This is a genomic window from uncultured Bradyrhizobium sp., assembly GCF_936928535.1.
GTDB lineage: Bacteria > Pseudomonadota > Alphaproteobacteria > Rhizobiales > Xanthobacteraceae > Bradyrhizobium.
This window is the reverse complement of the sequence record NZ_CAKZHY010000171.1, coordinates 18,504-32,006: the sequence shown is the minus strand read 5'-3', so window position 1 is coordinate 32,006 and position 13,503 is coordinate 18,504. Positions and strand designations below refer to the sequence as shown.

General features: G+C 62.9%; 12 protein-coding genes. 7 read left to right on the top strand and 5 right to left on the bottom strand.

The features are described from left to right. Window position 1 precedes the first annotated feature (1 nt). Window positions 2–976, top strand: a complete 975-nt coding sequence (locus Q0687_RS33815; protein ID WP_298886675.1) for a hypothetical protein — start codon at window positions 2–4, stop codon at window positions 974–976. Window positions 977–1,278: 302 nt separating this feature from the next. Then, window positions 1,279–2,016, top strand: a complete 738-nt coding sequence (locus tag Q0687_RS33810; RefSeq protein WP_298886672.1) for a glycosyltransferase family 25 protein — start codon at window positions 1,279–1,281, stop codon at window positions 2,014–2,016. On the opposite strand, the gene Q0687_RS33805 is transcribed toward Q0687_RS33810, so the two are convergent. Then, on the bottom strand, window positions 1,949–3,220 hold the full coding sequence (locus Q0687_RS33805) for an O-antigen ligase family protein (RefSeq protein ID WP_298886669.1): 1,272 nt from the start codon (window positions 3,218–3,220) through the stop codon (window positions 1,949–1,951). The two genes, Q0687_RS33810 and Q0687_RS33805, sit on opposite strands and share 68 nt — an antisense overlap. 248 nt (window positions 3,221–3,468) lie before the next feature. Here Q0687_RS33805 and Q0687_RS33800 point away from each other — a divergent pair, with 248 nt between their 5' ends. The 3 genes from Q0687_RS33800 to Q0687_RS33790 all read left to right on the top strand — a co-directional run bounded on the left by Q0687_RS33800 (window position 3,469) and on the right by Q0687_RS33790 (window position 6,650). After that, a complete protein-coding gene (locus Q0687_RS33800) occupies window positions 3,469–4,407 on the top strand; it encodes an SGNH/GDSL hydrolase family protein (RefSeq protein WP_298886666.1) in 939 nt (312 codons plus the stop codon). A 528-nt stretch (window positions 4,408–4,935) separates the two neighbouring features. Beyond that, a complete protein-coding gene (locus tag Q0687_RS33795) occupies window positions 4,936–5,529 on the top strand; it encodes a L,D-transpeptidase (protein WP_298886663.1) in 594 nt (197 codons plus the stop codon). An 83-nt stretch (window positions 5,530–5,612) separates the two neighbouring features. Continuing rightward, a complete protein-coding gene (locus Q0687_RS33790; RefSeq protein ID WP_298886983.1) occupies window positions 5,613–6,650 on the top strand; it encodes an amino acid ABC transporter substrate-binding protein in 1,038 nt (345 codons plus the stop codon). Between the two features lie 237 nt (window positions 6,651–6,887). Here the strand turns inward: Q0687_RS33790 and Q0687_RS33785 are convergent, their stop codons facing one another. Beyond that, window positions 6,888–8,027 carry an acyl-CoA dehydrogenase family protein gene (locus Q0687_RS33785; protein WP_298886660.1) on the bottom strand — a complete coding sequence of 380 codons (1,140 nt, stop codon included), beginning with the start codon at window positions 8,025–8,027 and terminating at the stop codon, window positions 6,888–6,890. Between the two features lie 144 nt (window positions 8,028–8,171). Next, the gene (locus Q0687_RS33780; RefSeq protein WP_298886657.1) at window positions 8,172–9,371 is read right to left on the bottom strand and encodes an acyl-CoA dehydrogenase family protein; all 1,200 of its coding nucleotides are present in this window, start codon (window positions 9,369–9,371) and stop codon (window positions 8,172–8,174) included. A 128-nt stretch (window positions 9,372–9,499) separates the two neighbouring features. On the opposite strand from Q0687_RS33780, the gene Q0687_RS33775 reads away from it, so the two are divergent. Beyond that, a complete protein-coding gene (locus Q0687_RS33775) occupies window positions 9,500–10,045 on the top strand; it encodes a carboxymuconolactone decarboxylase family protein (RefSeq protein WP_298886655.1) in 546 nt (181 codons plus the stop codon). A 90-nt stretch (window positions 10,046–10,135) separates the two neighbouring features. After that, a complete protein-coding gene (locus Q0687_RS33770; protein ID WP_298886652.1) occupies window positions 10,136–10,630 on the top strand; it encodes a VOC family protein in 495 nt (164 codons plus the stop codon). Between the two features lie 91 nt (window positions 10,631–10,721). Here Q0687_RS33770 and Q0687_RS33765 read toward each other — a convergent pair whose 3' ends face one another. Together Q0687_RS33765 and Q0687_RS33760 are read right to left on the bottom strand one after the other, a co-directional pair. Beyond that, window positions 10,722–11,960, bottom strand: a complete 1,239-nt coding sequence (locus Q0687_RS33765) for an MFS transporter (protein ID WP_298886650.1) — start codon at window positions 11,958–11,960, stop codon at window positions 10,722–10,724. A 232-nt stretch (window positions 11,961–12,192) separates the two neighbouring features. After that, window positions 12,193–13,440, bottom strand: a complete 1,248-nt coding sequence (locus Q0687_RS33760; protein ID WP_298886647.1) for an MFS transporter — start codon at window positions 13,438–13,440, stop codon at window positions 12,193–12,195. Window positions 13,441–13,503: the final 63 nt, after the last annotated feature.

Genomic DNA, 13,503 nt, shown 5'->3' with positions numbered 1-13,503 from the left:
AATGAACGACGCGACCACCAGCAATGACATCCGCCTTCGCGAGGGCTCCTCGATCGCGCAGCGGCTGGTCGTGGCCGGCTCAGCGGCGGCCGTTGCGCTGTGCTTCACGCCGGGGCTGTTCACCCATGATGTCTTTGAGGTGATCATCTCCGTGGTCGCGCTGCTGGCGGGCGCCGCGTTCGTCAGTGTCGTCATGCTGACGCCGGCGGTGGTGTGGATCATCACGCCGGACGAGATCCTGATCGGACGGCAACGTCCGTTCGGGCAGCTCCAGACCAGGGTCGTCGCGAAAGACGAGATCACGGGACTTCAGGTTCCCGGCAGCAAGACGGCCAAGAGCCGATTTCAACTCGCCTTCACCCTTGCATCAGGGGAACGCCTGACGTCGCCGCCGCTTTCCGACGTCACGCATGTTCATGACACCGTGGTGCGGATCGCGGCGCAGTTCGACGTCGGCGAGGTCGAGGCGCCCGTCAACCCGCTCGATGCCAGCAATCCCGAGATGCGCCTTGGCGAACCCGTGGAGCCGTTTTCCCAGAGAGACATCCGCATCGCGGCCTTGATCGCCGTCGCCGTGAGCGCCGCACCCTACGCCTACAAGCTCTGGCGCGGATTGCCACCCAATTGGATCGACTTCATGTTGTTGCCGCTCGGTGTGGTCGCAGCCTTCGGCGTCTACCGATTTGCCAATCTCGTCACCGGTGCCTTCTGGATCATCCGCGAGGGCGACATCCGCGTCGAACGTCTGTGGGGCAACGGCCAGCCACGCCTGGACCAGATCGAAGGGCAAGACGTCAAGGCGATCACGGTCGATCGCCGCGGCCGGTCCGAGGATGAGCACTGCATCGTCACGATCCGCTTGCTGTCAGGGCGACGCTTCCGCAGCCCCCGCATCGGCTCGCGCAACGAGGCACGCGCCGTGGGGGCCGAGATCGTGCGGAGGCTCGGGATCGGGGCGGAGGCCAATCAGATTTGAAACGACATCCAGCTCCAGCCGAGCTCCCTGGTTAAGCCGGACTAGCATGAACTATATCTCTCTGGGCCTTGCCTGCCCCTCTTGAGGATGAATGCGACCGCGGTATGAGAATGCCGGCGCCTCGTACACCCCGCATTGATAGTCTTGCGCAGCGCGCGAAATCTGATTTGATCTTCATCAAAGCGGCAGCTCACCGAGCTGGTGTATTTTTCCAATTCACCCACCGCGAATTCCAACCGGCAATTGACGTCTGATCTGAGGAATTTGGTTGTCAGCCTTTGTGATGCAGCGAAGGTGGAGCATTGTCGAAATCATTGCCAGCCTATGTGATCCATTGCAAATCGCTGCCTGAGCGCGCGGCTCATATTCGACGTGAACTGGATCGCGTCGGTATACCCTTTGAATGGGTACTCGACTACGATCCAGAAGAAATCACGCCCGAAATCGAGAAGACTTATTTCGCTCCGAGCTCCAACTTGAGCATTCGGCAGAAGTCCTGCGCGCTAAAGCACATCGTCGCGATGCAGAGAATCCGGGACCGGCGGCAAGACCTGGCGCTGGTCTTTGAGGACGATGCGCAACTCGTAGCCGATTTCACCAACAAGCTCGATCGAGTACTGGACGAAGCCGGACAATGGCCACGTCCGCGCATATTGCATCTCGGGACCGCCAGCAATTTCTATACGCCTTTGGCCGACCTGCGGCCCGGACAACTCATCTACCGCGGCTCCAGAGTCCGCAACATGGAAGCGTATGTTCTTGGGGCGATCGAAGCGCAAGCCCGGCTTGACTGGATCGCGCGCAACCCCATGGTCGATCCGGTCGATATAGCTTTCAATACCGGCGACCCCGCCATGGGCATCCCCTTTCTATGGCCGGAACCGCCATTGGCCGAGCAGGGGAGCCTGAACGGCCTATTCAGGAGTTCACTCACGCACAAGACACGCAGCAGGCTTCGACTTCGCTTGCAGTTCACCGTGAAGAGACTTCGCTGGCGTCGAAAGCTGAAACGTTGGACCAGTCCGATGAATTCGCAATGACGGCGCCGATGATGCCGACGGCCAAGCAATACAGCGTGCCCTGCGTTATGGTGGAGAGGTGACTGTTGAACAGCGAGCCGACAACGTTTTGCAATACGACAGCCTGGCCAAGAGCGCCCGCAAAGCCACGTCCGACGAACATCGCAAAGTGCGCTGCCCACATCGCCAGCAGCAGACCACCGCCAACGAGGCCGACCTGAATTGCTATTGCGAAGAACTGATTGTGCGGGTCCGATGTTGCTTCGCCATAGGGCGACGGCCGGGTAGCCTCGAGGGATTGATAGAGCGACTTGATGCTGCCGGTCCCATGGCCCAAGACAGGGGCGGTCTTGATGAACGAAACGGCCTTACTCCAGAAGTCCAGCCGAGCCGCGGTGGAGATGGTCTCGCTGGAAGATTTGACTGCTTGCATGTCCGACAGGAATTGGCCCAGACGAATCTGCGCCGACGCCGAGAACCAGATTGCGGCGGTGACGGCGATGGCGACTGGCAGAGCAAGTAGTAAAGCCCGCCGCCAGCCACCGACGTGCAGGAGAAACAGCGCGAGTAAAGATCCCGCGACCAACAGGCCCGTCTTCGAGACAAAGATCAGGAAAATGTCTAGGAGGAATAGCATCGCCAGCGCGACCATGGCAGTAGCAAGCCGCCTTCTTCCTGATGACCATTGAGAAATGGCGCCGATCGCAAGTCCGAATGCGGACAGCGCGAAGAACGTGCTCTGGACTGCGTTGTCCTTCACGGGAACGCCTGGTGATTTGAACCAGCCCCATGGACCACTTGGCCACAGGATGCCTGCCCAAGACAGGATCAAAATGACAGAGCATCCGGCCAGGAGCCCATAGCCGATTCGTAGTGCCTGACGGGGTGTCGTCGAGCACGCCATAGCAATCGGAATGAGAAGCAGTTTCAAGTAGTGAGTGACGCCTCCTGCGCCGAACGGCTCGGGGGACCAGAGCATGCCGGCGAGTATCACAAGGAAGAGCAGAGCGGGGATCGCTGCCGCAGGCTTGCTCAGTGTAGAGGACCACGTATCTCGCCTGATCGTCAGCAACGCCAGAACGACCCAGATCCCGACCGCGATTGCTTCTCCGGTTGTGGTCCACGGCATCACGAATGCAGCCGTTACAGCGGCCCAATTTCGCGCCGATGCGAGCATTGTCAGGTGACCTTCAAGCCGAACCGAACCTAGCTTCACGCTCGACATCGCGCCTCCGGATGCTATCCTTTTCATTCGGACAGTAACACGTCTCAACAAAGATCCAATTGTTTGCACCTCGTCTCGCCGACGCATTCTGATCGAGTGAGAGCAATGCGTGGCTGTCTTGCTCGACAACGCGAGGCGGGACCGAGGCAGGCAAATATTGAGTGCGGTTTGACATGAGTTCAGGCGCGGGCGCTCCTGGCAAAGCAAGGACCCCAAGTTTCCTCCATTCGCTGGGCGTGGTCGCAGTCATGACGATCGCGACGCTGGCGGTGCTTGAGGTGTTTCTCCGGGTTGCCGATTTCCGTGAGTTGCGCGAAGGGGTCAGCGAGCGGTCGCTCAGCTACAGGTTCGATTCCGAGCTCGGCTGGATGCCGATACCGGGATCGAGCTCGATCGTGACCAACGCACGCGCGATTCACGTCCATCACAACAGTCTCGGCTTGCGCGACGACGAGTTCGTGCTCGATGCGAAGCCGACCATTATGTTCCTTGGCGATTCCTTTGTCTGGGGACTGGATGCCGAAGCGGGCGAGCGCTTCAGCGAATTACTGAAGCCGCGAATCCCGGACTACAAGCTGCTCGCGGCAGGCGTCTCGGGCTACGGCACCGACCAGGAATATCTGTTGCTGCAGCGGCTGTGGCCGAAGGTGAAGCCGGCGGTCGTTGTCCTGATCGTCTGTACCGGCAACGACCACAACGACAACAGCACTAACATCGTCTACGAGGGCTATCAGAAGCCCTATTTCGCGACGGCGGCGGACGGCTCGCTCGTGCTGCAGGGAGTGCCGGTCCCCATGTCGCGCCTGCAGGCCGTCAAGGAGGATTGGTGGGTCCGCCATTCGTGGCTCATCCGGCTCGCCAATGCGGCGTATCTCAAGCTTCGGTATCCAAAAGTGGTCGTGCCGGATCCGACTAACGGGATCATTGACAAGATCAGGGAATTCGTCGAGGCGAACGGAGCCAAATTCCTTGTGGGCCTTCAGACCTCGGACCCCGATCTCATCCGCCACCTGCAAGCGAAGCAGATCCCGTTCGTGGCCTTCGACGGCGCGGATGCCTATCCGGGCCTCGGCACCGGCGAACACTGGACGCCGAAGGGGCACAAGCTCGTTGCCGAGCGGATTCTCGCTCTGCTGTCGGCCAATGCCGTGATCGCGCCCGCTTCGTCAGCGGGAGCGCGGCCGTGAGACTGATCGGACGGCGCCGTGGGCGCCAAGATCGTGCGCCGGCTCGGGATCAGGGCGAAGCCAATCAGACTTGGAACTGACTGTTTCCGCATCGTGATGGCCGGGCTCGTCCCGGCCATCCACGTCTTCACTCATGGCACCAAGAATGCCCGGGACATCTAGCACGAAGACGCGCTTCGCGCTTTTGCCCGGGCATGACGGTATTTGCGGATGCCAATTTGGCCGCAATTTCGGTCGGCGCATCCCGGGCGATGCGAAGCATCGTCCCGTGCGCCGGGTAAGGGCTCTCTCATCTTGGGGAGTCTCCCTGGAGGAAAGACCCTCTCCCGCAAGCGGGCGAGGGGGCGCAGCCAGCCCAGCTCACGGCTTTTCGCGCCAACCCACCCTGTTCATGGTGTTGATCCCCGTCAAAAAACCAAAGCATTCTCGTGACATACCAGTCAGGCGCGCCTTGAACTTGCCACGAAGCTGCCCCTGAGTTCAGATGGTACGGAACGATTTGCGCTGTGGCAGCGGGGAGAGCTTGAAATGACGGATTTTCGTCGCCTGACGGGGACATTGCTGGCTGCGATGGGCCTGATCCTGTCCATGCCGCACGCTTTCGCGCAGCAGCCTGACCGCGGCGACGAGCCCGGCCTGATCGCCGACGACAGCTACGAGCTCGATCCGGAATGGCAGAAGCAGGTGGTTTACTATCGCACGACCGAACCGCCGGGCACCATCATCATCTCGACCGCAGAGCGCCACCTCTATCTGGTCCAGCCTGGCGGACGCGCGATCCGCTACGGCATCGGCGTCGGCCGTGACGGCTTCCAGTGGCAGGGCCTGGTGCAGATCACCAACAAGAAGGAGTGGCCGGACTGGACGCCGCCGACGGAGATGATCCAGCGCCAGCCCTATCTGCCGCGCTTCATGGCGGGCGGCCCCGGCAATCCGCTCGGTGCCCGCGCCATGTATCTCGGCAACACGGTCTACCGCATCCACGGCACCAACCGGCCCGATACGATCGGCACCAAGGTGTCGTCGGGCTGCTTCCGTCTGGTCAACAATGACGTCGCCGATCTCTACGATCGCGTTCCTGTTGGCACCAAGGTGGTCATCCGGCAGAAGCCGGAGCTCTAAGCCTATCGTTCGAGCACGATCTCCTGGGATCGTGCTTCCCGCCTCCCAATTCCTTTTCCCGATTTTTTCGAGAGAGCAACATGATGCGCACATTTCGAGGCGGCCTGCTGATCGGGCTCGCGGTCGCCGTGCTGGTCGCCGCCTTGGCCATCACCTACGAGTTCTACGACACCCGCACCTTGAAGCGCACCGTGCGCCGCGGCGAGGTGCTGTGTGGCGTCAACAAGGGCCTGCCGGGCTTCTCGATCCCCGACGACAAGGGCAACTGGAGCGGCTTTGACGTCGATTTCTGCCGCGCGGTGGCATCGGCCATTTTCGACGATCCGAGCAAGGCGAAATTCATCCCGCTCGATGCCAGCGAGCGCTTCAAGGAATTGCAGAGCCGCAAGGTCGACATCCTCTCGCGCAACTCCACCTGGAGCCTGTCGCGCGAGCTGGAATATGACCTCTATTTCCCTGCGGTCGCCTATTACGACGGCGAAGGCTTCATGGTGCCGCGCTCCCGCAACAAGGAGACCTCGCTCGACCTCGCCGACAGCAAGGTCTGCGTGCAATCAGGCACCACGACGCTGCTCAACCTTGCCGACTACTTCAAAGCCAACAACATGAAGTATGAGCTGGTGAAGTTCGACAAGCTTGAAGACGTGGTGAAGGCCTACGACACCGGCAAATGCGACACGCTGACCGCCGACGTCTCCCAGCTCTACGCGCTGCGGCTGAACCTGTCGAAGCCCGCCGATCAGATGATCCTACCCGACATGATCTCCAAGGAGCCGCTCGCCCCCGTCGTGCGCCAGCGCGACGACGACTGGATGATGATCGTGAAATGGACGCTCTATGCGATGATCAACGCCGAAGAGCTCGGCGTCACCTCGCAGAATATCGACGAGGCGCTGAAATCGAAGAAGCCGGAAGTGATGCGCCTCGTCGGCACCGAGGGCAATTACGGCGAGCAGCTCGGCCTGACCAAGGACTGGGCCGTGCGCATCATCCGCCATGTCGGCAATTACGGCGAGATGTACGAGCGCAATATCGGCGAGAAGTCGCAGCTGAAGATTCCGCGCGGCATGAACCAGCTGTGGAATGCGGGCGGCGTGCAGTATGCACCTCCGATGAGGTGACGGCGGTGTCGCCGCGGTCGCGTTGAAGGTGCTAGCAACGCGTTCGGTGCGTTCCCTCCCCCCTTGTGGGGGAGGGCTAGGGAGAGGGGTGCCACACGGCACACTCTATCGTTCGCGCTCCACGTGAAGCGCGCGGCTCTCTCGCAACGGAAACACCTTTTCCTGGGCTACCCCTCTCCCCCGCCCTCCCCCACAAGGGGGGAGGGAGCGCAGTGTGCCCGGAGCTACGAGAGCGCCTCAATACCCCCGCGCGCGCGCCAGCTGCTCGGTGTGGTAGTTCGCATCGCCGAACAATTCCTCGCACACCCTCGCGCGCTTCATGAAGAAGCCGATGTCGAACTGGTCGGTCATGCCCATGCCGCCATGCATCTGCACACCTTCCTGCACCGCGCGGGTGGCGGTGGTGCCGGCGCGCGCCTTTGCGACGGCGACGGCTGAAGCGGCCTTGGCGACGTCGGCATCGAGCGCCTGCAGCGCCTTCATCGTGGCGGCGCGGGTGATCTCGATGTCGACATAGAGCTCGGCGGCGCGGTGCTGCAGCGCCTGGAATTCGCCGATCAGCTTGCCGAACTGCTTGCGGTTCTTGAGATACTCGACGGTGCGATTGAAGACCTCGTCGCTCAAGCCCACCATCTCGGCAGCGACCGCGCCGCGGCCGATGTCGAGCACACCGTCGAGCAGGGCTGCGCCCTGATCGACCTCGCCGAGCACGCTGTCAGCGTTGACCTCGACATTGGCGAATTCAATCCGCGCCGCGTTGTGCGCGTCGACCATGATGGTGCGCTCGATCGACACGCCCTTCGCCTTGGGGTTGACCAGGAACAACGTCAGGCCGTCGCGCTCACCGGCCGCGCCACCGGTGCGCGCCGCGACGATGACGAGATCGGCGACATGGCCGTCGACGACCAAGGCCTTGGCGCCCGAAAGTTTAAAACCGTTGCCGGCGCGCACGGCCTGCAAGTTCGTCTGCAGCGGGCGATGCTTGGCGCCCTCGTCGATCGCCAGCGTCGCGAGCAGCGAGCCATTGGAAATCTTCGGCAGATATTCGGACTTCTGCGCGGCATTGCCGCCGCGGCTCAGCGCCGACGCCGCGACCACCGAGGTGGCGAGGAAGGGCGACGGCATCAGGGTGCGGCCGATCTCCTCCATCACGATGCCGGCCTCCATGCAGCCGAGACCGCTGCCGCCGAATTCTTCCGGCACGAGCAGACCGGCAAAGCCCATCTCGGCGAAGGAGTGCCAGAGCTCCTTGGAGAAGCCGGTGGGGTCCTTGCTGTCGCGCAAGCCGCGCAGGTGCGACACCGGCGCCTTGTCGCTGATCAGCCCGCGCGCGCTGTCGCGGAGCATTGATTGTTCTTCGGTGAGGACGAGGGCCATGACAGTTGCTTTCGATTCGAAATCTATTTCGTCGTCATTCCGGGATGGCCCGCAGGGCCAGGCCCGGAATCGATCGGGCGACGGAGTCGGTGGAAGAATGGATTCTGGGCTCGCGCTGCGCGCGCCCCGGAATGCCAGAAAGGCTTACGCCCCCGGCAAATCCAGGATGCGCTTGGCGACGATGCCGAGCATGACCTCGGAGGTACCACCCTCGATCGAATTGGCCTTGGTGCGCAACCAGGCGCGCGGGCGGGCGCCCTGCCGCGAGCGCTCGCTCTCCCATTCCAGCGCATCGACGCCGCCGGCCGACATCAGGATCTCGTAGCGGCGCTTGTTGAGCTCGGTGCCGTAATATTTCATCGCCGACGAGAACGCCGGATGGGCCTGGCCGGCCTTGGCGAGATCGACGGCGCGTTCGGCGCAGGCCGCAAGCGCGGCTTCATCGACATCGAAGCTCGCGATCTGGCCGCGCAGCATGGCATCATCGAGCTTGCCTTGCGCGTCAGACCCGACCGAGTCGGCCGCGATCTGGCCGAGCGGACGGCCGACGCCGCGCTCGCCCATTCCCGAGATCATCGCGCGCTCATGCTGCAGCAGATATTTGGCGACATCCCAGCCGCGATTGACGGTGCCGACCACATGCGACTTCGGCACGCGAACGCCATCGAAGAAGGTTTCGCAGAACGGCGAGTAGCCCGAGATCAGCAGGATCGGCTTGGTCGTCACGCCCTTCGAGGTCATGTCGAACAGGATGAAACTGATGCCGTCATGCTTCTTGGCGGCGGGATCGGTGCGGACGAGGCAGAAGATCCAGTCGGCGTAGTTGGCGTAGGAGGTCCAGATCTTCGAGCCCGTGATGACGAAATCATCGCCGTCGCTTTCCGCGCGGGTCTGCAGCGAAGCGAGATCGGAGCCGGCGTTGGGCTCGGAATAGCCCTGGCACCAGCGAATGAGGCCCGCGGCGATCTTCGGCAGGTGCTCCTTCTTCTGTGCCTCGTTGCCGTATTTCAGCAGCGCCGGCCCGAGCATCCAGATGCCGAAGCTCGACAGCGGCGGGCGTGCGCCCATCTTCGCCATCTCGGAGCGCAGCACCTTGTGCTCGGCCGCGCTGAGGCCACCGCCACCATATTCCCTCGGCCAGTCAGGCACGGTCCAGCCCTTGTCGCGCATGTGCTCGAACCAGATGCGCTGCGGCTCGGACGAGAATTTTGCGTTACGACCGCCCCAGAACACGTCGGTGTCTGATGTCGCGGGCTTGCGCATCTCCGGCGGGCAGTTGGCTTCCAGCCAAGCGCGCGTCTCGCTACGGAATTGTTCGAGATCGGCCGTCTCAGATTCGCTCATGGTCGTTTCCATCAATCAACTTGTTGGCGCGACTCTGGGCCAAGCCCTCGCGGAATTCAACCACTTCCGTATCTGATGTCGGCTATAGTCGTGGCGCGACGGTGCTTGAAAACAAAGAGGAAACGCGAATGCGCCTAAAGCTTCTTTCGCCTGGCGAAATGAACGAGAGCCAGCGGCAGACCTATGACGAATCGATTGCCGGCAAACGCGGCAAGCCGCCGGCGCCGATGATGGCCTGGCTCAACAGCCCGGACATGGCCCGTCACGCCACGCGGCTCGGCGAGGTGCTGCGCTACGACACGATCTTCCCGGCAAAGCTCTCGGAGATCGCGATCCTGGTGACGGCACGGCACTGGACCGCGCATTACGAATGGTATGCGCATAAGCGCCTCGCGCTGGCAGGCGGCATGAAGCCTGAGATCATCGACGCCATCCGCGACCGACGCACGCCCGAATTCGACGATCCCAAGGGCAAGATGATCTACGACCTCGCCAAATCGCTGCACGAGGGCCACGGCGTCGAGAAGGGACTTTATGATGAGGCGGTGAAGCTGCTTAGCGAACGCGGCGTCGTCGAAGTGATCGGGCTGTGCGGCTATTACACCATGGTGTCGATGACGCTGAACACGTTCGAGTTCGAGCTGCCGGAGGGCGAGGACAAGGAGCTGTCATAGCTTCGTATTCGGAAACGTTGGATTTCGGGATCAGGCAGTAGCGCAATCCCGATGCCCGGAATATCTGGAGTTCAGACACGGAGCAGCCACATGTCGCAAACATCACCCGTCGCCGCGGGCACGCGAATCGGCCACGTCCATCTCAAGGTCGCCGATCTCGATCGCGCGCTCGGCTTCTATTGCGGCGTGCTCGGCTTCGAGCTGATGCAGCGTATGGGATCGGGCGCGGCCTTCATCTCGGCCGGCGGCTATCATCACCACATCGGGCTCAACACCTGGGAAAGCAAGGGCGGCTCGCCGCCGCCGCCAGGCACGACCGGGCTGTTTCACACTGCGATCCTCTATCCGACCCGCCCGGCGCTGGCGGATGCGCTGCATCGGGTGCTGACCGCAGGCATTGCGCTGGATGGCGCGAGCGACCATGGCGTGAGCGAGGCCCTGTACTTGCGTGATCCTGACCAGAACGGTGTCGAGCTGTATTGGGACAAGCCGAAGGAACAGTGGCCGTTGGGGCCGGATGGAAAGCTCGCGATGTTCACCAAGCGGCTGGACGTGGAAGGGCTGTTGAAGCAGCGCGAGGAATAGGTTTCGTAGGGTGGGCAAAGCGAAGCATGCCCACAAACACTTGATGATTCATCGAAGATCGTGGGCACGGCGCTGTGCGCCTTTGCCCACCCTACGCGAGTTTTGCTTTTGGCTTCCCCCGCACCATGATCAACGCCGCCGCCATCACCTCCAGCGCGATGCAGAGATAGAACGGCAGCGCATAGCCGCCGGACCAATCGCGCAAGGCGCCGACGACACCCGGGCCAAAGGCATACGTCACCTGGTTGATCGCCGTGTTCAGGCTGATCAGCACGCCAAACGATGCGCTATCGAACTCCTGCTGCACGATCAGCGACGGCAGCGTGATGAGGTTGCCGACGGAGAAGCCGAACAGTGCACAGGCCGCAATCAGCACATAATCATTGTGCAGATTGATCACGACGCACAGGGCGGCCGCCTGGCTGAGGAACGATAGCGCCGACGCCAGCCGCTGATTGAGGCGGTCGATCACCATCGAGAACAGCACACGGCCGATCACCGCCATCGCGGTGAGCACCGCGACGGCGACAGCCGCACGCTCGCGCCCGATCACGGGATCGAGGAACGAGATCAGGTGCACGATGAAGCCGACCTGCGCGAACAGCACGAGCGCAAACGCGATGGTCACCGTGAGGAAGCCGACATCGCGCAGTGCCCAGGAGCGGATCTGCGTCGATGATTGCGGCTTCACCTTCGCGGACGCCCGCCAGCCGTGAAGATCGGGCGGCCGGCCGACGACCAGCAGGATCACCGGCACCAGCAGCACCAGCATCGCGCCCGATGCGGCATACATGGCGCTGGCAAAGCCGATGTGGCCGATCAAGGTCACCAGCAGCGGCACGCCGACGATGCCGCCAAAGCTCGCGCCGTTGAGCGCGAGGCTGATCGCCATGCCGCGCTTGTGGTCGAACCAGAGGCTGACCGTGTTGGTGATCATGGCAAGGCTGGTGCCGGCCCAGCCGAAGGCGAGCACGGCGTCGGCGAGATAAAGCTGCCAGGGCTCACGGACCGCGCCGATCGCAACGCCAGATGCCGCCATCGCCAGCGTGCCTGATATCAGGCAGCGTTTTGGTCCGTATTTCCGGACGGCTTCGCCGACGAAGACGACCAGCAGCGCGCCGAACAGATAGAAGAACGTGGTGCCGGAGGAGATCAGCGAGGCCGGCCAGCCCCGCGCGCGCTGGAGCTCGGCGACATAGACGCTCTGGCCGTAGAAGCCGAGCCCCCAGCCGAAGGTTGCGAGCAGGAAGCAGACCGCGACGATGCGCCAGCCTTCGTAGCGGAGCGAGGATTCGTCGTGGGGAGCTGTGTGCTGTGGATTGTCGAGCATGTCTTTGCTCCTCGCCGTCATTCCGGGGCGATGCGAAGCATCGAACCCGGAATCTCGAGATTCCGGATTCACCCTTCGGGTGCCCCGGAATGACGGCAGAAATCAGAGGACGTTGATGGCCTGATGACCTTGTTCATGACGAGCATCATGTAACAACTCAGCAGTCGAGAATCACTTCGACATGGATCGAACTATCGACGTTGCTGACAGCCTCCTGCCAGCTGGATGTCAGTCAGATCGCGTCCGGGAACTCGCCCATCGCAGCCTCGAGCCGCGCCTTGCGGCGGCGGGCCCAGGACGCCAGCGAGAGCGCGACGAGACCGAGCGCCACGGGCGGGAACACCACCATGTTCACCGCGGACCAGCCGTAATTCGCCAGCAGCTGGCCGGAGGAGAACGAGCCGATCGCCATCATCCCGAACACCAGGAAATCGTTGAAGGCCTGCACCTTGTTGCGCTCCTGCGGCCGGTGTGTCTCCAGCACCAGCGCCGAGGCGCCGATGAAGGAGAAATTCCAGCCGACGCCGAGCACGATCAGCGTCGCCCAGAAATGCATCGCGGTGATGCCGGAGAGACCGATGGTGGCGGCGCCCGCTTCCAGCAGCAGGCCAGTGGCAACGATGACAGGTGGACCGAAGCGGGCAATCAGCGCGCCGGTGAAGAAGCTCGGCCCGTACATGGCGACGATGTGCCATTGAATGCCGAAATTGGAATCGGACAGGCTGAGGCCACAGAGCTTCATGGCGAGCGGCGCCGAGGTCATCACCAGGTTCATCATGGGATAGGCGATGACGCCGCACAGGGCGGCCGCGATGAAGCGCGGCTGGCTCACGATCGTCAGCAGCGGCCTTCCGCCATGCAGATCGGCCGGCGCGGGCTTGGGCATGTCGACGCCGGCGACGATGCCCATCGCGACGAGTGCGACCGCGGCCTGCACGAGGAAGCTGAAGGCGAACAGATAGGGCGACCAGACGTCCATGGTCCATTGCACGAGCTGAGGACCGAGCACGCCGGCGAACACGCCACCCGCCATCACCCACGAGACAGCCTTCGGCCGATAGGCCGCGCTGGCGCCATCGGCGGCCGCGAAGCGATAGGATTGCGCCACCGAGCCGTAGAGGCCGCCGAGGAAGGTCGCGAGACAAAACAGCGCGAACGAGCCGTGCAGGATCGCGAACGAGCCGGTGAGGCCGGTGAGCGTGCCGAGGCCGGTGCCGATGACGAAGGCCCAGCGGCGGCCGAAGCGGCGCGAGATCGCACCCGTCGGCAACGTGCCGGCGGCAAGCCCGACGACGTACATCGACAGCGGCACGGTCGCGAGCGACATGTCGGGCGCGAGCGTGGCGCCGACGATCGAGCCGGTGGCGAAGATCACAGCCGAATTGGCGCCGGTCAGCGCCTGCGCCGCGGCAAGGCGCACCACATTGCCGCGCACGCGGGCGTCGCCGGCGATCTCATTGGCTGAAGTCACGTCTAGCATCGGCATTTCCGCCCAAAGGGCTCTGTTGATTCCCGGCACTATGGAGGGGACGAAAGGGCCGGG